At 64.3% G+C, this 20,931-nt stretch carries 18 protein-coding genes and 1 pseudogene; 6 read left to right on the top strand and 13 right to left on the bottom strand.

Features of this window, described 5'->3' with window-relative positions; translation table 11 throughout:
• Positions 1-99: 99 nt before the first annotated feature.
• The 3 genes from QZY67_RS02550 to QZY67_RS02540 form a co-directional block, all read right to left on the bottom strand.
• Complete coding sequence (locus QZY67_RS02550; RefSeq protein WP_295368391.1) at positions 100-945, bottom strand: RluA family pseudouridine synthase; 846 nt, start codon at positions 943-945, stop codon at positions 100-102.
• Positions 946-1,010: 65 nt separating this feature from the next.
• Positions 1,011-1,478: a hypothetical protein gene (locus QZY67_RS02545; protein WP_295368390.1), complete on the bottom strand. Its 468-nt coding sequence runs from the start codon at positions 1,476-1,478 to the stop codon at positions 1,011-1,013.
• A 217-nt stretch (positions 1,479-1,695) separates the two neighbouring features.
• Positions 1,696-1,899: a helix-turn-helix transcriptional regulator gene (locus QZY67_RS02540; RefSeq protein WP_294535885.1), complete on the bottom strand. Its 204-nt coding sequence runs from the start codon at positions 1,897-1,899 to the stop codon at positions 1,696-1,698.
• Between the two features lie 188 nt (positions 1,900-2,087).
• Here QZY67_RS02540 and hemW point away from each other — a divergent pair, with 188 nt between their 5' ends.
• The 3 genes from hemW to rny all read left to right on the top strand — a co-directional run bounded on the left by hemW (position 2,088) and on the right by rny (position 8,511).
• Complete coding sequence (hemW, locus tag QZY67_RS02535; RefSeq protein WP_295368389.1) at positions 2,088-3,317, top strand: radical SAM family heme chaperone HemW; 1,230 nt, start codon at positions 2,088-2,090, stop codon at positions 3,315-3,317.
• A 118-nt stretch (positions 3,318-3,435) separates the two neighbouring features.
• Positions 3,436-6,624 (top strand): phosphodiester glycosidase family protein, encoded by a 3,189-nt coding sequence (locus tag QZY67_RS02530; RefSeq protein ID WP_295368388.1) that lies wholly within the window; start codon positions 3,436-3,438, stop codon positions 6,622-6,624.
• A 330-nt stretch (positions 6,625-6,954) separates the two neighbouring features.
• Positions 6,955-8,511, top strand: coding sequence for a ribonuclease Y (gene rny, locus QZY67_RS02525; RefSeq protein ID WP_295368387.1), 1,557 nt, complete (start codon positions 6,955-6,957; stop codon positions 8,509-8,511).
• A 336-nt stretch (positions 8,512-8,847) separates the two neighbouring features.
• Here rny and QZY67_RS02520 read toward each other — a convergent pair whose 3' ends face one another.
• The gene (locus QZY67_RS02520) at positions 8,848-9,714 is read right to left on the bottom strand and encodes an NYN domain-containing protein (protein WP_295368386.1); all 867 of its coding nucleotides are present in this window, start codon (positions 9,712-9,714) and stop codon (positions 8,848-8,850) included.
• A gap of 177 nt (positions 9,715-9,891) precedes the next feature.
• On the opposite strand from QZY67_RS02520, the gene QZY67_RS02515 reads away from it, so the two are divergent.
• A complete protein-coding gene (locus tag QZY67_RS02515) occupies positions 9,892-10,356 on the top strand; it encodes an RNA polymerase sigma factor (RefSeq protein WP_295368385.1) in 465 nt (154 codons plus the stop codon).
• 12 nt (positions 10,357-10,368) lie between these two features.
• On the top strand, positions 10,369-11,820 hold the full coding sequence (locus QZY67_RS02510) for a hypothetical protein (protein WP_295368384.1): 1,452 nt from the start codon (positions 10,369-10,371) through the stop codon (positions 11,818-11,820).
• A gap of 50 nt (positions 11,821-11,870) precedes the next feature.
• Here the strand turns inward: QZY67_RS02510 and raiA are convergent, their stop codons facing one another.
• From raiA to QZY67_RS02475, 8 genes and pseudogenes are all read right to left on the bottom strand, one after another.
• Complete coding sequence (raiA, locus tag QZY67_RS02505; RefSeq protein ID WP_295368383.1) at positions 11,871-12,416, bottom strand: ribosome-associated translation inhibitor RaiA; 546 nt, start codon at positions 12,414-12,416, stop codon at positions 11,871-11,873.
• Between the two features lie 129 nt (positions 12,417-12,545).
• Positions 12,546-13,388: a fumarate hydratase gene (locus QZY67_RS02500; protein WP_295368382.1), complete on the bottom strand. Its 843-nt coding sequence runs from the start codon at positions 13,386-13,388 to the stop codon at positions 12,546-12,548.
• A 12-nt stretch (positions 13,389-13,400) separates the two neighbouring features.
• Positions 13,401-14,558, bottom strand: coding sequence for an amidohydrolase (locus QZY67_RS02495; protein WP_295368381.1), 1,158 nt, complete (start codon positions 14,556-14,558; stop codon positions 13,401-13,403).
• A 232-nt stretch (positions 14,559-14,790) separates the two neighbouring features.
• On the bottom strand, positions 14,791-15,243 hold the full coding sequence (locus tag QZY67_RS02490) for a S1 RNA-binding domain-containing protein (RefSeq protein WP_006571068.1): 453 nt from the start codon (positions 15,241-15,243) through the stop codon (positions 14,791-14,793).
• 42 nt (positions 15,244-15,285) lie between these two features.
• Positions 15,286-15,561: a septum formation initiator family protein gene (locus tag QZY67_RS02485; RefSeq protein WP_006571067.1), complete on the bottom strand. Its 276-nt coding sequence runs from the start codon at positions 15,559-15,561 to the stop codon at positions 15,286-15,288.
• Between the two features lie 232 nt (positions 15,562-15,793).
• Positions 15,794-16,054: pseudogene (gene yabQ / locus QZY67_RS11915) on the bottom strand (spore cortex biosynthesis protein YabQ); the annotation flags it as partial.
• A gap of 11 nt (positions 16,055-16,065) precedes the next feature.
• A complete protein-coding gene (yabP, locus tag QZY67_RS02480; RefSeq protein ID WP_148319769.1) occupies positions 16,066-16,353 on the bottom strand; it encodes a sporulation protein YabP in 288 nt (95 codons plus the stop codon).
• Between the two features lie 64 nt (positions 16,354-16,417).
• Positions 16,418-16,957 carry a biotin transporter BioY gene (locus QZY67_RS02475; protein ID WP_295368380.1) on the bottom strand — a complete coding sequence of 180 codons (540 nt, stop codon included), beginning with the start codon at positions 16,955-16,957 and terminating at the stop codon, positions 16,418-16,420.
• A gap of 173 nt (positions 16,958-17,130) precedes the next feature.
• Between QZY67_RS02475 and QZY67_RS02470 the strand changes: the two genes are divergently transcribed.
• The gene (locus tag QZY67_RS02470) at positions 17,131-18,123 is read left to right on the top strand and encodes a biotin--[acetyl-CoA-carboxylase] ligase (RefSeq protein WP_295368379.1); all 993 of its coding nucleotides are present in this window, start codon (positions 17,131-17,133) and stop codon (positions 18,121-18,123) included.
• A 52-nt stretch (positions 18,124-18,175) separates the two neighbouring features.
• On the opposite strand, the gene QZY67_RS02465 is transcribed toward QZY67_RS02470, so the two are convergent.
• Positions 18,176-20,890, bottom strand: coding sequence for a glycoside hydrolase family 3 N-terminal domain-containing protein (locus tag QZY67_RS02465; protein ID WP_295368378.1), 2,715 nt, complete (start codon positions 20,888-20,890; stop codon positions 18,176-18,178).
• Between the last annotated feature and the right edge of the window lie 41 nt (positions 20,891-20,931).

Below are 20,931 nucleotides of genomic sequence, written 5' to 3'. Positions count from 1 at the left end.
GAAGCTCCTTCGAAAAAGTGGCGGAAGCCACTTTTTCGACAGCCTGAGCATAAACAGCGTCCCGGGAGAGCTTGGTCTCTCCCGGGACGCTGTTTTTCGCTATTCTTCCGGCGCCAGGGCCGCCATATCCTGGGGCAGCGGGGCCGTAAAGGCCATGGGCCTGCCGGTGATGGGGTGGTTGAAGACCAGCTCCGCCGCATGGAGGGCCGGGCGGGGGATGAGAGCGGGGGCCTCGGTGCCGTAGAGGAAGTCCCCGGTGAGGGGGTGGCCTATATGGGCCATGTGGACCCGGATCTGGTGGGTGCGGCCGGTCTCCAGCTCCAGCCGCACCAGGGCCCGGCCATGCCCGGTCCCAAGGGTCCGGTAACGGGTGACGGCCCGCTGGCCGTCGGGCCGCACGGTCCGGGCCAGCACGGAGCCCTCCAGCCGGCCGATGGGGGCGTCAATGACGCCGGAGAGGGGCTCCGGGACGCCTTCGCACACCGCCAGGTACACCCGCCGGAAGGAAGGCGTGTGGAGCTGCTCCTTGAGCACCTCCTGGGCGTGGCCGTGGAGGGCCACCAGCAGCAGGCCGGAGGTGCCCCGATCCAGCCGGTGGACCGGGTGGAAGTCCGCCAAAATCCCCTCTTTTCTGTAATAATCCATCAGGAAATTACCGATTGTATCCGTATGATGGCCCGGGCCGGGGTGGACGGCCACGCCGGGGGCCTTGTTGAGCACCAGCACGTCCTGGTCCCGGTACACAATGTTCAGGGGGCCGGGGGCGGGGACAATGGCCCCGGACACCTCTGTGTCCCCCACCACCACGGACAGCACCTGCCCGGCCTGAACCCGGTCCCCCGCTGCGGCCCGGACGCCGTCCAGCAGAATGCCGTCCTCCAGCCGCCTTGCCCGTTTGACGGCCGTCCCCGACAGGGCCAGCGGGCCACGGAGGAGGGCGTCCACCTTCCGGCCCGCCTGGGCAGGGGACACGGCGAGGGTGAGCCGCCGGGGCGCGCGCGTGTCTCCGCTCACAGCTTATGGTTGTAGTAGGCCACGGAGGAGAGGAACACCGCGAAGAACACCGCGGCGGCGGCGATGAGGGTGAGGAACACGGTGAAGTTCACCGCGATGGACACCATCATGGCCACGTAGATCAGCACGATGAGCACCAGGGCGGTGAGGGAGACGGCCCGGCGGGTCACCTCGTGGCGCCGCTCGTCAGTCTCCTTGATCTCGGAGGCCCGCAGCTTCTTGGGGTCTTTCATGGTGCGGCGGGTACCGGCGAGGCCTGCCACGCCGCAGATGGCCACGCCGGTGCCGAAGCCGGAGTAAAAGCCCATGGCCATGTCGGGCAGAGGCGCGCCGGCAGCGGCCAGGACAAAGCCCGCGCAGGCGGCGGCCAGACCCAGGACGATGCACAGCCCGAAGAGCCAGCAGCGGCGGCGGAGCACCGCAAGATAATCGCCGTGACCGGCGGAAAAGAGACGAAGGATCATGGTCAAAACCTCCTTAAAATGTTGTCTTTCCAGGCACGGAGCGGACGGGCCAGGGGAGTGTGCAGGAAAAGCCCCCAAAGGCCCAGGGCTGCCCCCGCGCCGCACAGAAAGGCGCAGACCGCGCCGGGCAGCAGGGAGAGGCGTTCACCGGCAGTTCCGGCGCAGAACAGCAGAACGCCTAACCGGAACAGAGGGGACAGAGGATATCTGCATCGATTCACGTTTCATCCTCCTCAAACACAAACAGCTCCTCAATGGTCAGGTGGAAATACTGGGCCAGCCTGTGGGCCAGCAGGAGGGAGGCGTTGTACCGCCCGTTCTCCAGGGAGATGATGGTCTGCCGGGTGACTCCCACGGCCTCGGCCAGCTCCTCCTGGGTGATGCGGCCCGCCTTCCTCAGCTGGGCGATGCGGTTTTTCAAGTCAGACATCCCTCCTTGTGAAAAAGTAAAGCTTGCTTTACGATAAAAGTATAGCACACTTTACATAGAAGTCAAGAGGAAACGGAAAAAATTCCGCTGCCCGGAAAATTCACATTTCCAGCCTTGAGTGAGGGGGGACAAGAGGGTATAATGTCTACTTTAGAAACCAAGGAACGAGGTGCCCCTCTATGACGGAAAAGCTGGGTATTTACATCCACATCCCCTTCTGCCGCAGCAAGTGCGACTACTGCGACTTCTACTCCCTGGCGGGGCGGGAGGACCGGATGGACGACTATCAGAAGGCCCTGCTGGCCCATATCAAGGAGACGGCGCCTTTTGCCAAGGGGTATCAGGTGGACACCATCTATTTCGGCGGCGGCACCCCCAGCTTTTACGGGGAAAAACGGATCGCAGAGCTGGTGCGGGCGGTAAAAAAGCGGTTTGACGTGAGCCGGGAGGCTGAGGTGACCATGGAGGCCAACCCGGACAGCGTGGACGTAAAGATGCTCCGGCGGCTCCGCCGGGCGGGGGTGAACCGGCTCTCCCTGGGGGCTCAGACCGCCTGCGACCAGGAGCTGCGGGCCATCCACCGGCCCCACACCTTTGAGCAGACCTGCCAGGCGGTGGCCGCTGCCCGGGAGGCCAAGATAAAGAACCTGTCCCTGGATCTCATTTACGGCCTGCCCGGCCAGGACATGGCCTCCTGGCAGAAGAGCGTGGAGCAGATCCTGGCGCTGAAGCCGGAGCATCTGTCCTGCTACGGGCTGAAGGTGGAGGAGGGCACCCCGCTCTGGCAGCGGGTGACCCGGGGAGAAGCGCTGCCCGACGACGACGCCCAGGCGGACATGTACCTGTGGATGGTGGAGCGGCTGGAGCAGGAGGGCTACCGGCAGTATGAAATTTCGAATTTCGCCAGGCCCGGCTGCCAGTCCCGCCACAACCTGAAATACTGGATGGGCAAGCCCTACCTGGGCCTGGGCCCCGGCGCCCACTCCGACTTCGGCGGCCGGCGGTACTCCTTCGTCAAGGATCTGGACGGCTATATCTCCGGCGTGCTGGAGGGCGGCACGGTCATTGACGAGTCCGAGCTCATCCCCAAGCGGGAGCGGGGCGGCGAGTACCTGATGCTCCGCATGCGCACCACCCGGGGCATTGAGGAGTGGGAGTACCGCAGGCAGTACTATATGAATTTCGAGCCCATTGAGCAGAAGCTGGCCGAGTTTGAGCACCACGGCTGGGCCGCCCGGCAGGACACCCGCTGGCATTTCACCCCCCAGGGCTTCCTCCTCTCCAACCAGCTCATCGGCGAGCTGCTGGAGGTTCAGGAGAAGTCGGCGCTGTCTGAGCTGCTGCCCAAGGCCAGAGAGGCATTTGGGAAGAAAAAAGCGGAAGATATGGGGAAAAAGCCGGAGAACTGACGAAAAATTCTGGTATTACCAGGAGATAAGCTGTTTACAATAGGAAAAGATTATGTTAACATAATGAGGCATAAGGCCGACAAACGCAGCGCGCAGCCACGCATGACAGGAGGAGAGCATGAAGTCAATTCGCACACGCACCATCGCCCTGGTACTGGCCGCCGCCCTGGGACTCGCCCCGGCGGCGTGGGCCTCCGAGGCGCTGGGACACGATATACAGACCGGAACGGTCAGCCTGTCCGCAGGCACTGAGCTGACACACCAGATTTTCTGGAGTGATACATACTCAGATCTGCGGACGGAGCGGTACTTTACCTATACGCCCAACAAAAATGTGACCCCCGTGGTGGCCTACGGCGACAAGGTCACCAGCCGGGAGACCCTCACCGCCATGGCCCAGCGGCTGGAGGGCGAGGGCAGGCGGCTGGTGGGCGGCATCAACGGCGACCTGTATGTGATGGCCACCGGCGAGCCTCTTGGCACCGTCATCACCGGCGGGGTGCTCCGATCCGTGCCCGGCACCAACAACCAGGGCTACTACGCCGTGGGCTTCCGGGGGGACGGCACCGCCTTCATCGGCAAGCCGGACCTGACGGTGACCGCCACCTTCCATGACACCACCTTCCAGGTCACCGGCGGCATCAACAAGGTCCGCCTCAGCGACGGCATGGTGCTCTTCACCGAGGATTTCGGCGCCACCACTCAGAACACCCAGCCCGGCATCGACGTGATTCTCATCCCTGTGCTGGACGACGTGGGGGAGAGCGTGGACGTGGACCTGGACGTGTCCGAGGAGAGCCAGGAGGCGGCGGAGAGCGGCGGCTCCTCCGCCGCGGACGGGGACATCACCGGCTCCGAGGACCTGACCAGCGGCGCCCAGACCGGCAGCGAGGCCGACCCGGCCAAGGAGGTCAAGGGCACCCTGACCCAGAGCGGCGAGCTCATGATCGGCAGCCGGGTGACCTACAAGGTGGAGCAGGTGCTGGAGTCCACCGGAGCCATCGCCATCCCCGCTGGCAAGGCGGTCTTGTCCATCAACAACCAGGCCAACTCCTACTGGCTGTCCAACGTGAAGAGCCTCCAGCCGGGGGACCTTATCGACATCGACGTGACCACCACCGACGCCATCTGGCAGGAGGCCGAACAGGCCATGGGCGGCCTTTACAAGCTGGTCACCGCCGGCAAGGTGGAGAGCGGCCTGCCCTCTGAGCGGACGGCCTACACCGCTGTGGGCGTGAAGGCCGACGGAACCGTGATCTTCTACACCATTGACGGCAAGCAGCCCGGGTACAGCGTGGGCGCCACCCTGACCCAGGTGGCCATGCGCCTGGTGGAGCTGGGCTGTGTGGACGCCATCAGCCTGGACGGCGGCGGCTCCACCACCATCGGCGCCACCTACCCCGACGGGGACAGCCTCTCCGTTCTCAACAAGCCCTCCGACGGCAGAGAGAGGGCCAACAGCGTGGCCCTCTTCCTGACCACCGATCTGCAGCCCACCGGCGAGCTGGGCAGCCTCTATGTGACGCCCAGCGAGTCCCTGGTGCTCTCGGGGGCCCAGGTGCAGCTCACCGCCACCCCGCTGGATACCGCCTATTACGCCATGGAGGGGACGCCGCCCGTCACCTGGTCCATCCGCAACGGGGACGGAACGGTGGACACCAGCGGCCTCTTTACCGCCGGCAGCGAGAGCGGCGCCACCCAGGTTACCGCCACCAGCGGCACGGCCAGCGGCTATACCACCATGACCGTGGTCAAGAAGCCGGACAGCATCACCCTCTCCAGCGAGGCCAGCGGCGCGGCCGTTACCTCCCTCAATCTGGAGCCGGGCGGCACTATGGATCTGAAGGCCGGCGCCGTCTACCGCAAGCTGGCCCTGACCGCCCAGGACACCTGCTTCACCTGGACGCTGGACCCGGCGGTGGGCACGGTGGACGAAAACGGCGTGATCACCGCCGGCGACAAGACTGCCAGCGGCACCCTGACCGTCTCGGCCGGGGGCACCGCCGTCACCATCCCGGTCACCGTGGCCGGCCATGTGAAGGCGGTGGAGGACTTTGAGGACGGCATTGACTCCGTGGGCGGCACAGAGGCCGTCCAGCTCAGCCAGGAGACCGCCGCCGACCATGTGCGCTACGGCGCCGGCAGCCTCCGGGCGGAGTACGACGCCCAGACCGCCGGCACCGCCAGCCTGACCACCACCCTCGCCATTGCCGAGGGGGAGAAGTGGGTGAACCTGTGGATTTACGGCGACGGATCGGGCAACAGCCTCACCGCCACCATCGCCGACCTACAGGGCGCCACCAGCGAGGTGGCCCTCACCAGCCTGAACTTCACCGGCTGGAGGTATGTCTCCGCCCAGCTGCCCGCCAATGCCGCCTCCATCCGGTCCATCAACTTTATCTACGGCGGCGGGGAGAGCACCGGCGGTACCGTCTGGCTGGACCAGATTACCACCTCCAACGAGGCCCTTCAGGACAGCGTCTGCCCCACCGTGTCGGTGAGCCTGTCCGGCGGCATCACCGCCGTGGTATCCGACGACGTGGACAAGCAGTTCGACAAGAGCCAGATTGCCCTGACCTATGACGGAGAACCCCTGAGCTTCACCTGGGACGCCGCGTCCTCCAAGCTGACCGCCGCCCTGCCCGCAGCGGACAGCGGCCTCCACCGGGTGACCGTCACCGTGACCGACGCCTCCGGCAACATCGGCCGGGGCAGCGCTACCCAGAGCGCGGCGGACACCGGCGAGACCGCCGCCATCTTTACGGATACCCAGGGCCACTGGGCCGCCGGTTACGCCGACTATCTCTATCAGCAGGGCATCACCACCGGCGTGCCCAATGAGGCCGACGGCACCCTCCAGTTCCAGCCCGACCGGACCATCACCAGAGGAGAGTTCTTCGCCATGGTAGCCCGCTGGCTGGGGGTGGACATGAACCAGTACAGCGACGTGGAGCTGCCCTTTGTGGACGCCGCCCAGATTCCCGACTGGGCCCTGCCCGGCGTCAGAGCCATGTACGCCCTGGGATACCTGAAGGGGAGCAGCGACGGCGCGGGCAACCTGAGCGCCAACGCCTCCGCCACCATCAGCCGGGCCGAGGCCATGACCATTCTGGGCCGGGTACAGGCCCAGGGGTATGCCCAGGCCGAGCTGACCTTTGACGACGCCGCCAGCGTGCCCGACTGGTCCCTGGCCTATGTCAAGACCCTGGTGGCCCAGGAGGTCGTCAGCGGCTATGAAAACAAGATTATGCCCTCCGACCCCCTCCGCCGGGGCGAGGTGGCCAAAATGCTCTTCACCATGACCTGAGCGTAAAGCAAAAAATCCCTGCCGCCTGTGAACTGCGGCAGGGATTTTTCGCGGGTCAAAAAGCCCCGGGGCTTTTTCGGAAGACTGCGCGGCAGGAAGGCGAAGCCGCCTCCCTGCCGTGTTTTTCCACCTGTTTCGCTTTTTATCGAATACGAATTTTCTTGACAGGAATGGGCGGCGGCACTAAAATAGACTAGGTATAGTTTTGAAAAGCAGCAGGGGGCGCTTTTCAATTTTTGTGCGGAATGGACAAGCAGCGCCAGCTCCGCCGATGCCATGAAATAACTGACGTTATCAAAACCAAGAAAGTAGGAGGTGTGTTCAGCCCTTATGGTACCCATTTGGATGTTAATTGTGGGAATTATCGTCGCGCTGCTGGTCGGCGTGCTGATAGGTTTCGCCCTTGGCGTCAAGTGGCGCAAGCAGGTCGCCGAGAAGGAGATCTCCAGCGCCGAGGAGGAGGCCAAGCGGATTATTAACGAGTCCATCAAGAGCGCCGAGAGCAAGAAGCGGGAGGCGCTGGTGGAGGCCAAGGAGGAGATCCTCAAGGCCCGCAACGACTTTGAGCGGGATCAGAAGGAGCGCCGGGCCGACCTGCAGAAGCAGGAGCGCCGGCTCCAGCAGAAGGAAGAGACCCTGGACCGCAAGACCGAGAACATCGAGAAGAAGGAAGAAATGCTCCAGACCAGGCTCACCGAGCTGGAAGAAGCCCGTGAGGAGGTCGCCACCGTCAAAAAGACCCAGATGGAGGTCCTGGAGCGGCTCTCCGGCTTTACCGCCGAGGAGGCCAAGGCCTACCTGATCCACCAGCTGGAGGCCGACGTCACCCACGAATCCGCCATGAAGATTCGGGAGATTGAGGCCCAGTTCAAGGAAGAGGCCGACGCCAAAGCCAAGGAAATTCTGTCCCTTGCCATCCAGCGCTGCGCGGCTGACCACGTGGCTGAAGCCACTGTGTCGGTCGTTCCCCTGCCCAATGATGAGATGAAGGGCCGCATCATCGGCCGCGAGGGCCGCAATATCCGCACGCTGGAGACCATGACCGGCGTGGATCTGATCATCGACGATACCCCCGAGGCCATCACGGTCTCCTGTTTTGACCCCGTCCGCCGCGAGATCGCCCGCATCGCCCTGGAGAAGCTGATCCAGGACGGCCGCATCCACCCCGCCCGCATTGAGGAGATGGTGGAGAAGGCCAAGCGGGAGGTGGACGCCACCATCAAGGCCGAGGGCGAGCGGGCCGTGTTCGAGACCAACGTCCACGGCCTCCACCCCGAGCTGGTCAAGCTGCTGGGCCGCATGAAGTACCGCACCAGCTACGGCCAGAACGTACTCAACCACTCCATCGAGGTCTCCCACCTGGCGGGCCTGCTGGCCGCCGAGATCGGCGCCGACGTGGCCCAGGCCAAGCGGGCCGGCCTGCTCCACGACCTGGGCAAGTCCATTGACCACGAGGTGGAGGGCTCCCACGTCCAGATCGGCGTGGAGCTGGCCCGGAAGTACAAGGAGAACGAGGACGTGGTCCACGCCATTGAGGCCCACCACAACGACGTGGAGCCCCGCACCATTGTGGCCTGCCTGGTTCAGGCGGCCGACGCGGTGTCCGCCGCCCGGCCCGGCGCCCGGCGTGAGAACCTGGAGAACTATATCAAGCGCCTGGAGAAGCTGGAGGAGGTCACCTCCTCCTTCCCCGGCGTGGAGAAGTCCTTCGCCATCCAGGCGGGCCGGGAGGTCCGCATCATGGTGGCCCCCGAGAAGGTCAGCGAGGACCAGATGGTGCTCCTGGCCCGGGATATCGCCAAGAAGATCGAGGAAGAGCTGGAGTACCCCGGCCAGATCAAGGTGAATATGATCCGGGAGACCAAGGTTGTGGAGTACGCCAAGTAAGTCCCCCAAACAAAAGACAAAGGAGGAGCGCGGCGTCTGCCGCGCTCCTTTCGGCTTGGCGGCATTGCCGCCAAGCCGCTCAAAAATGCGGGCATTTTTGAGCGGGGACGCAGCCCGCCGCAGCGCACGCGCGGAGCGCGCACGTTTGTGGGCTGAGCAGTGTTTTTTCCGAGGCGCATGTCCCCGGAAAAAACGGTTGGACTTTATTTCGCCGCCTGGGGCGGCGAAACTCTGCCGAGGGCTGTTCCCTTCTGCGTAAGACCTTTTCAAAGCAAAGGAGGAGCGCGGCGTCTGCCGCGCTCCTCCTTTGCTTCAGATAGAGGATACAAACTGTAATTATTTCCGGCGCTTATCCCGCAGGTATACGTGCTTGGTGGGATCGTCGGCGCTGGTCTGGCGGGAGACCACCTCAAACCGGTCCAGGGCCTTCACCAGCTGGGTCAGCTTGGAGTAGCCGTAATTCCGGGGGTCAAAGTCGGGCTGCTTTTTCAGCAGCAGATTGCCCAGCTTGCCCATGAAGCCGTAGCCGTCCTCGTCGGCGATGCTCTCCAGGGAGTCGGCGATGAGGTCCACCACCGCCCTGGGAACCCCGGCGATCTCCTCCGGCTCGGGGGGCGCGGGCTGGGCGGGGGCGGCCTTCTTTTTGGCCGCCTTTTTGGCCGGGCGCTTGGCTGGCTGGGCCGGGCTGTCCTTCTCCGGCTCCGGGCCGGGCTCGGGCTCCGGCATGGACGCCGCCAGCGCCTCCTGCCGGGCCTTTTCCCCGGCGGCCCGGATGACCTCGATGTAGATGAACTTGTCGCAGGCCACGATAAAGGGCAGGGGGGTCTTTTTCTCCCCCATGCCGTACACCTTCATCCCCGCCTCCCGCAGCCGGGTGGCCAGGCGGGTGAAATCGCTGTCGCTGGACACCAGCACAAACCCGTCGCACCGGCCCGAGTAGAGCAGGTCCATGGCGTCGATGATCATGGCCGAGTCGGTGGCGTTCTTGCCGGTGGTGTAGCTGTACTGCTGGATGGGGGTGATGGCGTGCTCCAGCAGCAGGGGCTTCCAGGAGGCCATGTTGGGGGTGGTCCAGTCGCCGTAGATGCGCTTGACCGTGGGCGTGCCGTACACCGCCGCCTCGGCCATGATGTCCCGCAGGGCGGAGCGGGGGGCGTTGTCCGCGTCGATGAGCACGGCAAGGCGCAGATCCTGATTGTCCATGGATAATAATCTCCTCGTATCAGTATAAAAGCCCGGAAACCGGGACATGTCAGAGCTTACAGCTCCAGTATAGCACAAAGCCGCCGGCGGCGGAACAGAATTCCGGCGGAAAAATGGCAGGAGGGGTGCAGCGTTTGGCCCTTCCGAAGCGTATACAAGGTGAAAGGGGGGACGGGAATGAACCCCAACCGGTTGGAAGAGACAGTGAGGAAGTACGAGAACACCCTGTACCGCTCCGCCCTGGCCATCCTGGGGGACGCCCACGAGGCCCAGGACGCGGTGCAGGACACATTTGTCAAGTATCTGGAGAAGGCGCCGGCGTTTGACGGCCCGGAGCACGAAAAGGCATGGCTCATCCGGGTGACGGTGAACGGCTGCAGGGGCCGGCTCCGCTCGCCCTGGCGGAAGCGGCGCACGGCCCTCAGCGAGGGCCTGCCCGCCCCCGAGCCGGAGGAGAAGGCCGTGCTGGAGGCGGTGCTGGCCCTGCCGCCCAGGGACCGGGCGGCGGTCCACCTCTACTACTACGAGGGGTACAGCACGCCGGAGATCGCCGCTATGACCGGCCAGAGCGAGGGCACCGTCCGGTCCCGGCTCGCCCGGGCCAGGCAGAAGCTCAGGGCCCTTCTGGCGGATACCGAGTGAAAGGAGCAGAGCATGGAACACTACCGTTCTTATATGGACCGGGTGAAGCTGAGCCCGGAGGAGCATCGGGCCCTGATGGACGCCCTGGAGGGAGAACGGCGGCCTGCCCGGCGGCCCTCTCCCGCCCGGTGGGTGACCGCGGCGGCCTGCCTGGCGCTGGTGTGCGCGGCTGCCTTTGGGATGTGGCGGCTGGCGGGGCTTCCCGGTGGGGATACCGACCCAGACCGGCTGCTGGAGGATGTCCCCGGTACAACCGGGACCCTGTCCCCCGACGTGGGAAGCACGGAATCCGTTCCGCCGGAGCTGGACAGCGAATATGTCCTCTCGCCGGAGGACCCCTTTGACGGCCAGCCCCACAGCAGCTTTAACATCCAGGGTGTGGAGTACGGAGATGCTCCTGAAGTCTGCGCCTCCATCGCCTACCCGGACGGCTGGTTTGAGGAGCAGCTGACCCGGACGGAGATGGTGGAGCTGCTGGCCGGTCCCGGGGCGGAGGACGCCCCCTGGTCCCTGTACTGGACGGGGTACGACGTCACCGGAAAGGCCGTCTACGACGGGGAGGGGAACCTGTGGCAGCTTTGGCTCAACGGCGTCAGCCGGAGCGACAGCCGCAACGGCTTTACCCTCACGGTCCGGCCGGGGGATTACCCCCTGACCGACGTCATCGACCCCAATCAGACCTCCACTCAGCTCAACGGCGTCACGGTCTACGGCACCAAGGGCGGCCGGTACGGCTGGGACGGCAGCGGGGAGATGGGCTATATCTACGAGATTACCATGATGTCGGGGGACGCGGGGCTGAACTTTGAGGTCCGGCAGATGGAGGAGGAGGACGCCGAGGACCTGTGCACTCAGGCGGCCAACACCTTTGCAAGGACAGCGCTGCACCTGGACAGCCTGCTGGTCTACGGCGGCGAGATCCCCGACTGGGGCAGCGAGCAGCCCACCTGGGAGGAGGCCATGGCCGACGAGAAATTCGGAGACTATGTCCCCGCGGATGTGCCCGACGGCTTTACCTTTGAGAATGCCTGGCGGGAGTGGGGCCAGAACCGGAATTACCTGTTCCTGAGATGGACCGGATATTACACCAATATCTCCATCGACATCTGGGATGCCAGCACCTGGGGGGACTTCCCCATCACCGACCCGGCGGATCGGGAGAAATACGACGTGAGCCTGTACACCATCCCCTACGCCGACTCGGTGCCCGAGGAATACTGGCAGGAGTTTGGCCGCCCGGTGTTCGCCATTGAGGACGTGACCCCCGAGGTGGTCGCCGCCCGGATGCGCTACGTGGACGACGACAGCGGCGACGTGGACAGCTGGCGTGGAGACTTCTCGGTCTACTATGAGAGCGAAAACGTGGTGGTGCAGTATGACCTGGACGGGGTCACCCCCCAGGAGGCCTATGACCTGATTCTGAAGCAATATGATACCGCCAGCATCGCACCGCAGAAACCATAGTAAAAAGAGGCGGCCGCCCGAAAGGGCGGCCGCCTCGCTGTATGCTGTTGTTACGGCTCGTCCACGATGAGGCCGTAGCCGCCGTCGTTGCGCTTGTACACCACGGCGAAGGTGCCGTCGGCGTCGGCGTCCCGGAAGGCGAAGAAGGTGTGGTCCACCAGATTCATCTGGAGAATGGCCTCCTCCACGCTCATGGGCCGGATGGGGAACTTCTTGGTGCGGACAATGCGGAACTCCTCTTCCTCGGTGTCAGGGACAAAGGAGGAGATCTCCTCCTCGTCCACGGAGCGGACAAAGGCGTCCTGACGCAGGCGCTTCTCCAGGCGGGCCTTATTCTTACGCAGCTGGCGCTCCACAGAGGCCACGGCGGCGTCGATGGTGGCAAACATATCGGAGGTGCTCTCCGCCACGCGGATGATGGTACCGGCGGAGCGAATGGTCAGCTCTACGTTGTTCCGGTCCTTTTCAACACTGAAGACGATGGCGGCCTCCGCGTCCGCCTTAAAATAACGGTCCAGCTTGCCCACCTTCTTCTCGGCATAGGCATGCACCTTGCGGGGCAGGTTGACCTTCTTGTCTGTGAACACGAACTTCATAGTTGTCAGCTCCTTCCGCCCTTTGGGGAGGGCACTCGTTGGAAGCGGAGTGGTCCGGCTTCCTTGTCTTAATTATACCACACTACAAAGAAAAAGCTACAACAATTTGTGAACAACGGACAAAAACAATCAAAGTGTTACGCCGGCGTGGCGGGTGACGTGGCAGCCCAGGTTAACGCAGCAGGGCAGACCGGCGATGTGGGTGGGGGCGGGCAGGATGGCCACCGACAGGGCGGTGGTGCGGCCGCCCAGACCCTGAGGGCCGATGCCCAGGGCGTTGATGCGCTCCAGGGCCTCCGCCTCCATCTCCGCGTAGAAGGGGTCAGAGCTGTGGGTGTCCACGCTGCGGAGCAGAGCCCGCTTGGCCAGCAGGGCTGCCCGGTCGGAGGTGCCGCCCAGACCCACGCCCACCACCACAGGCGGGCAGGGGTTGGAACCGGCCAGGGACACCGACTCCACGATAAAGTCCACAATCTCCTGCCGTCCGGCGGCGGGAGTGAACATCTTCAGCTTGGTCATGTTCTCGCTGCCGAAGCCCTTGGGGGCCACGGTGATGGTGAGCCGGTCGCCCTCGGTGAGGCGCAGGTACTGGACGGCGGGGGTGTTGTCCCCGGTGTTCTCCCGGCGGAGGGGGTCCCGCACCACCGAGCACCGGAGGGAACCCTCCAGATAGCCCCGGCGGACGCCCTCGTTCACCGCGTCCTCCAGCAGACCGCCGGTGATGTGGGCTTCCTGGCCCAGCTCCAGAAAGACCACCGCCATGCCCGTGTCCTGGCAGATGGGCAGGCCCCGCTGGGCGGCAAAGGTGAAGTTCTCCTCCAGGTCGCCCAGGATGGCACGGCCCACCGGGGACTCCTCGGTCTCTGCGGCGGAGCGAATGGCGCCGCACAGGTCGTCGGGCAGCACGGTGTTGGCCCGGATGCAGGCGTCCCGTACGGCGGTTACAATGTCGTCAAACCGGATTTCACGCATGGCGGCACCTCCTCAGCGGACCCGGACGCCGCCGATGTACACCTGCTCCACCTTGCTCTTCCAGTCCAGGGGGTGGCCGGTGGAGAGGACGATATCCGCGTCCTTGCCGGGGGTCAGGGAGCCCACCCGGCTGTCGATACCGGCGATGACCGCCGGGTTGATGGTGATGGCGGCCAGAGCGTCCTCCTCGTCCATGCCGGCACGCACCGCCATGGCGGCGCAGATGGGCAGGTACTGGATGGGGATGACCGGGTGGTCGGTGCAGATGGCCACCTTCACACCGGCCTTGGCCAGAATCACCGGGTTCTCCTGGTTCTGGCCGCCCAGCTCGGGCTTGCTGCGGTCGGTGAGGCAGGGGCCGGTGATGACGGGGATGCCCTCCTGGGCCAGCAGGTCGGAGATGAGATAGGCCTCGGTGCCGTGGACCACCACCAGATGCAGGCCGAACTCCTTGGCCAGACGCACGGCGGTGGCCACGTCGTCCGCCCGGTGGGCGTGGCAGTGGACGGGCAGAGTGCCCTTGAGCACGGGCACCAGGGCCTCCATCTTGGCGTCAAAATCGGGCATGTCGGTGTCCGGGTCCTCGTCGGCCTTGTTCTGCTTGTCCATGTACTCCAGGGCCTTGGACAGGTTCTCCCGGATGATGGCGGCGGTGGCCATACGGGTGACCGGGGTCTCCTTCCGGTCGTTGTACACATTCTTGGGGTTCTCGCCCAGGGCGAATTTCATGGCTACAGGGGCGGTGATAATCATCTGGTCCACCCAGCGGCCGTTGGTCTTGAGGGCGGCGAACTGGCCGGCGATGGGGTTGGCGCTGCCGGGGCCGGTGAGCACGCAGGTGACGCCGCCGGCACGGGCGTCAGAAAAGCAGCGGTCCAGGGCGTTGACCGCGTCGATGGCCCGCAGGTGGGGGGTGCAGGGGTCGGTGGACTCGTTGCCGTCGTCTCCCTCAAAGCCGAGAGAATCGCCGAACATGCCCAGGTGGCAGTGGGCGTCCACCAGACCGGGGTAGACGTGGCCGCCGGCGGCGTCCACCACGTCCTGGTCCACGCCGTCGGGCAGGGCGGACATGGGGCCCACGGCCGCAATCTTGCCCTCCTCCACGTGGACAAAGCCGTTTTCAATGATGGGGCCGTCCATGGTGTGCAGAATTCCGTTGATGATCAGCAAGGAAATCCCGTCCTTTCGACAAAAGTAGTGTTTGACAAATATAGGAAAAAGAGTTATATTATGCTTGCAGCTCATCCAATATGCAATCCATCTCAATTCCAGCAAGGGAACTCATTCCATTCTCCCGCGCACCTTGGACGCCCGTTACCGGGCGTTCTTTTTTTGCCCTGGGGGAGAAATGGAAGCAGCCTGCCGGACCGAGGGGTCCGGCAGGCTGCGGGGTGATAAAACCTTATTTCCGGCCGCCGCGGCGGTTGCTGCTCCGCTTCTCCGTGTAATGGAGCTCGGAGAGCTTGCTGTCCGAGGCCTGCATAAACTGCTTGAGCTTGTCCTCAAAGCTGGCGGGCTCGCGGGGAGCCGCGGGACCCCGGCTGAAGCCGCCGGGCCGTCCGCCGCCGGCGGGACGGGCGCCGCCCATGGGCCGGCCCTGACCGGCGGGGCGGGGAGGAGGATCCATTGCCTTCTTAATGGAGAGGTTGATGCGGCCGTTCTCGTCAATGCCGATGACCTTGACCTTGACCTCCTGACCCTCTTTTAAGTAGTCCTTGACGTCATTCACATAGGAATAGGCGATCTCGGAAATGTGCACGAGGCCGGACTTGCCCTCGGGCAGCGAGACGAACGCGCCGAATTTTGTAAGACCTGTAACCTTACCCTCCAGGATAGAACCAACACCAAACTCCATACTGACCGATATATCCTCCTTAAAAATTCACCCGGAGATGGGCTACTCAGTAATCCGCAGAATCTTTTCGCCGGGGAGCACAAGGCCCAGGGAATCCCGCGCAATATCCTGCTGACGCTTGGGGTCATCGCTGTTTTCCACGGCGTCGGACAGGTCGGCGTTGACCTGAGTCTGGGCGTCCACCTGAGCGGTCAGCGCGGCCTTCTGGGCCTGGGCATCCTCCAGCCGGCTCCGCAGATCCAGCAGGGCGATGGACAGGCCGATGAGGAGCGCCAGTACGACGATCTTGGTGAGCAGTCCTGCACGTTTGACCTTCATATCCGGCTCCTCCTTCTCCGCGTGCCGCCCGTCTGCGGGCAGCTTGCGCCATCTCTTCGGGTATCTGCTTTATTTTATACCATCTCCGCTTATAATGAAAGTGATTTTTCGCAAGTTTTTTAAATTTTTTACCCAGAGCGGTCAGCAGTGTCACCGGCAGAAGGACAAAACGCCACAAAAGGCCCGCCAGATCGGCCAGCAGATAGCCCAGCTTCAGGGCCCAGCGGCTGAGCAGGAGGAAATACCCAACCGCGCCCAGGAAGATGGCGCCGATGTGGAAGAGCCGGACCCGGCCGTCTCCCACAGCGATGGTGAACACGAAGAGGGAGACGGTCACCGCCAGCCAGAACAGCAGGTCCAGCGCGCCCCCCAGCAGGGGCAGGCGCACCCGGACCCGGAGCACCCGGAACAGGTCGTAGAGCACGCCCACCAGGGCCCCCAGCACCAGGGCGGCCGCCAGAGAGAAGGCCTGCCCGGCCACCGAGATCTCCATAGGCCGCCCCCTCAGCGGAACAGCCGGGAGAACAGTCCGCCCTTGTCCCGGCCGCTGTCCTCATAGGTGAGAGAGTCGATCTCCCCCTCCACCTTCAGGTCGCCGCCGTCCAGGCTCAGCTTCTCAATGTGCAGGTCCCCACCCCGGACAATCAGCGTCCCCTTGGTGGTGTACATGACAATCTGGGTCTCATCAAAGCTCTCCACCTCCTCCACGCCGGAGACCGAGAGCTGCTCCCGGCCCTCCAGAATCAGGTGGTGGGGCGCGTCGGTACGGATGGATTTTTCATCATAGGGCATGGCAGGTCCCTCCCTTTCAGTCTCTGCACTATCTATATGGGGGAGGGGGACAGGATATGCCCGGTCAGGTTCGCTGTCTGGACAGGGCCGGAGCCAGCCGCCGGGAGAGGACAAAGGCCAGGGCCAGCTTGATGAGGTCGGGCACAATGAAGGGGAACACGCACCAGCCCAGCACGGTCAGCATGTCCGCCGAAGCGCCGCCGGCGGAGTAGAGGTACAGGTACCACACCGAGCCGAACAGGTAGCACACCGCCAGACCCACAACAGCGGAGCCCAGGTAGACCATGGGCCCCTTGCCCAGCAGGGCCTCGGCGGCCCACATCACCAGGGCGATGAGCAGGAAGCCCAGCAGATAGCCGCCGGTGGTGCCCACAAGGGCCCCGATGCCGCCGGTGAAGTGGGAGAATACGGGCAGCCCCACCGCCCCCAGCAGCAGATACACCCCCACGGACAGGGAGCCCAGCTTTCCGCCCAGCAGTCCAACCGCCAGGAACACCCCCATGGTCTGGAGGGTGAAGGGCACCGCCGTGGGGATGGAAATCCAGGCGCAGACGGCCAGCAGGGCGGCCATCACCCCGGTGAGGACCAGATTTCTTGTCTTCATAGCGCGCTCCTCTCTCCCGGCGGAGGAGCCGGGACGATTGTAAACCTATAAAATAGAATAGTTTACAATTGGGGAATTGTCAACTAATTTTTCGAAACAGGTTACAATTGCGGTTGACGGGGGCGGGGCATGGGGATACAATGGAACACAAAACAGGAAAAGGAGAGAGGGCTGTGCTGCGGGACGAGGTGCTGGCGCTGCTGAAGCAGAGGGAGGGGCCCCTGTCGGGGGAGACCATGAGCAAACGCCTGGGGGTGTCCCGGGCGGCGGTATGGAAGGCGGTGGAGGCCCTCCGGCAGGAGGGGTATGTCATCTCCTCCGCCCCCAACCGGGGCTACCGGCTGGAGACATCCCCCGATCTGCTCAGCGCCGGCGAGCTGTCCGGCACCCTGGCGGGGCGGCTGATTGGGCGGGCGCTCATCTGCCTGCCCACCGTGGACTCCACCAACAGCGAGGTCAAGCGGCAGGCCCTGGCGGGCCGGGAGGAGGGCCTGGCGGTGCTGGCCGACGGGCAGACCGGCGGCCGGGGCTGCCGGGGGCGGCAGTTTGAGTCCCCGGCGGGGAAGGGGCTGTACTGCTCCGTGCTGCTGCGTCCCTCGTGCGCCCTGGACCAGCTGCCCCAGCTGACAGCCTGGACGGCGGTGGCGGCGTGTGACGCGGTGGAGGAGGTGTGCGGCGTCCGGCCGGGCATCAAGTGGACCAACGACCTGGTGCTCCAGGGGCGGAAGCTGTGCGGCATCCTCACCGAGCTGGGCCTGGAGGGGGAGAGCGCCAGCCTCCAGTACGCGGCGGTGGGCATTGGAATCAATGTGAGCCAGCAGGCGGCCGATTTCGGCCCTGTGGCCGCGCCGGTGGCCGTCTCCCTGGCCCAGGTCCTGGGGAAGGCGCCCCGCCGCACCGACCTGGCCGCCGCCCTGCTGGCCGCGCTGGACGACATGTACCGGGACTTTCCCGCCCGGCGGGACAGCTGGTATGAGCGCTACCGCAGGGACTGCCTCACCCTGGGCAGGCAGGTGCGGGTATTTCGGGGCAACGACAGCTTCACCGGCGTGGCCGAGGACCTGGCCGGGGACTTCTCCCTCATCGTCCGCCGGGCCGACGGAAGCCGGGAGATTGTCAACGCCGGAGACGTGTCGGTCCGGGGACTGTTCGGATACACGGAATAACAAAAAAGCGCGGCCCCATATGGGGCCGCGCTTTTGCGTGGATAGAGGGGAATTACTCCACCGCCCAGGTCTGGCAGACGGCGTAGAGAATGTTCTTGCTGGCGCGGAACAGGTTCCGGGTCATGCCGATCTGGGTGTCGGGGTTCTTGGCGGCATCCAGCAGCTGACCGGCGTGGGAATCGAAGGGAGCCCAGGCGCCCACGGCGTCCAGAGACAGGTCGCCGCCGGCGTAGGACATGAGGATGGTGTCCATGTAGGGGTAGACATGGGCGTCAGTGATGACCAGACCCTCAAAGCCCCACTCGTCGCGGAGCAGGTCGGTGAGCAGGGTGGAGTTGGCGCCCGCCCACTCGGTACCGATGTAGTTGAAGGAGGACATGACGCCCAGGGAGCCGCCTTCCTTGATGGCCATCTCAAAGGGCTTCAGATAGATCTCCCGCATGGCCTGCTCGTTGCACCAGGAGAAGAGCTGGTTGCGGTCGTTGGACTCGCGCTCGTTGAGGGCGAAGTGCTTGACGAAGCAGATGACGCCCTTGTCGGTGGCGCCCCGGACCACGTTAGAGGCGATGGTGCCGGAGAGCAGGCTGTCCTCGGAGTAGTACTCAAAGTTGCGGCCGTTGAAGGCGGTGCGGTGGGTGTCCATGGCGGGGGCATACCAGCCGGCATAGCCGTTGACCTGGGCCTCGCTGCCGGCGCTGGTGCCCATCATGTAGGCGATGTCCTCATTCCAGGAGGAGGCAGTGACCACGGGGCAGGGGTAGGTGATGCCGGCGGCGTCGGTGCCCATGATGGCGCCGGAGTAGGTGGAGGCGCCCACGCAGACGGAGCCGTCGGGGGTGCGGGTGAAGGGCACGCCCAGACGCTCCAGGCCCTCAATGTGCCAGGCGCCGTTGCCGGAGAGCAGGGCCATTTCGTCCAGGGTCAGCTGGGAGACGAACTCGTCCCACTTGGGGTCGTCCTTGGCCACGCCCTTCATGTCGGAGAGCATGATGGGGGTGTCCAGAGTCACGCCCACAGCGGGCATGTCGGCCTCGGTCAGGCCCAGCTCAGCGTCGGTGGGGGCGGAGTAGCCGGAAATGGCGTCCAGAACGGCCTGGGAAGCGGTGAAATCCTCCTCCTTGGGGCCGGTGAAGGCGCGGCTGTCCTGGTTCCACTCACGGGTCAGGAAGTCGTCGGGACCCATGGCGTCGTCAAACAGGTTGGTGACGGACACCAGATCACAGGAGCGCTTGCCGTCGTTGGCATCGTTGTAGATGATGTCGTTGGCCAGGGTCCAGGTCTCCTCATCCACCACGTCGTGGGCGTTGTTGCGCAGGGAGATGATGTAGTCGCCGGCCTCCAGGGTCCAGGCCTGGTTGGTCTTGTAGTCGTAGGAGGCCATGTCCTCCACGTTGAACTCGATGGAGTAGTACTCGGTGGCGCCGGGCTCAATCAGGTTGGTCTTCTTGAAGGCCACCAGATTCACGGTGGACTTCTCAATGGCGCCGGTGTAGGGGGGATTGTAGTAGATCTCCAGCACGTCCTTGCCGGCCACGTCGCCGGTGTTGGTGACCTCCACCCGGACGGTGATCACGCCGTTCTCCTCGTTGATGGCCATGATATCCTTGTCAAAGGTGGTGTAGGACAGGCCGGAGCCGAAGGGGAACATGACCTCGCTGTCGTAGTCATAGCTCTCGTCGGTGTCGTGGCGGGTCTCAAAGTACTTGTAGCCCACGTAGATGCCCTCGCTGTACTGGGTGAAGTAGCCGGCGTCGTCGGGGGCGTTGGTGTAGTGGTAGCTGTTGGCGTTCCAGGTGCCGTCGGACTCCAGCTGGAGGTAGTTGTTGGCGGCGGGGGTGGCCAGGTTATCCACAAGCCAGGTGTCAGCCAGGCGGCCGGAGGGGTTCACCTCGCCGCTGAGGATGCGCACCAGGGAGTGGATGCCGGCCTCACCGGGGTAGCCAATCCACAGGACGCTCTTGATCTGGGGATAATCCCGCAGGAAATCCAGCTCCATGGCGTTGGCGGTGTTGAGCACCAGGATGACCTTGTCGAACTTGGAGCACACGGCGTCCACCATGGAGGCCTCGTCCTCGGAGAGCTGAAGCAGGGAGGGAGTGAAGTCAAAGACCTCGCTGCCGCCACGGCCGATGAAGATCATGGCCACGTCGGAGTAGTCGTAGGCATGGTCCAGGATGGAGCGACCGTCGTCATAGAGGGAGGTGTCGGTGAGGATATCGCCGGGCACATCGGGGACGGTGATGTTGCTGGGCTCGGTGATGAACTCAGAGGCGCTGCTGTTGCCGGGGGCCTCGGTGGGAGCGATGGAGGCCTTGCCGGTCTTGTAGTAGTTATAGTAGAGGTTGAGCAGGTCGGGGTTGAGCTCGTAGTTGCCCTCGGCCATGGCGTCCTCCAGACGGACGCACTTGTCAACCACGGAGGCGGCGGAGCCGCCGGCGTTGTACGCCAGCTGCACGGCACGCATGCCGAACACGTTGATCTTGGTCTTGTTCTCGGCAGAGGTGGCCAGAGGCATCAGGTCCTCATTGTTCTGCATGAGGACAAAGCCCTCGTCGGCGATGGTCTGGGAGGTATCGCTGGCGGAGGTGTAGGACATCTGCTGCTCGGGGGTGTCCGCCTTGAACTTGGACAGGAACCAGTAGCCGGAATTGGTGATGACAAAGGCGTAGACCAGAACGGCCGCCAGCAGCACCACCACGGCAATGGCCACACCGATGCCGATTTTAGCGCCCTTACTCAGGGGCTTTTTTGCTTTCGATTGCTCCATTTTCATTTCTCCTTCCTTTTTTCTGCCATGTGTCCGTACAC

The organism is uncultured Pseudoflavonifractor sp., from assembly GCA_904419835.1.
Classification (GTDB): domain Bacteria; phylum Bacillota; class Clostridia; order Oscillospirales; family Oscillospiraceae; genus Pseudoflavonifractor.
The sequence above is the reverse complement of the archived record's forward strand: the minus strand, read 5'-3'. Positions and strand labels throughout refer to the sequence as shown.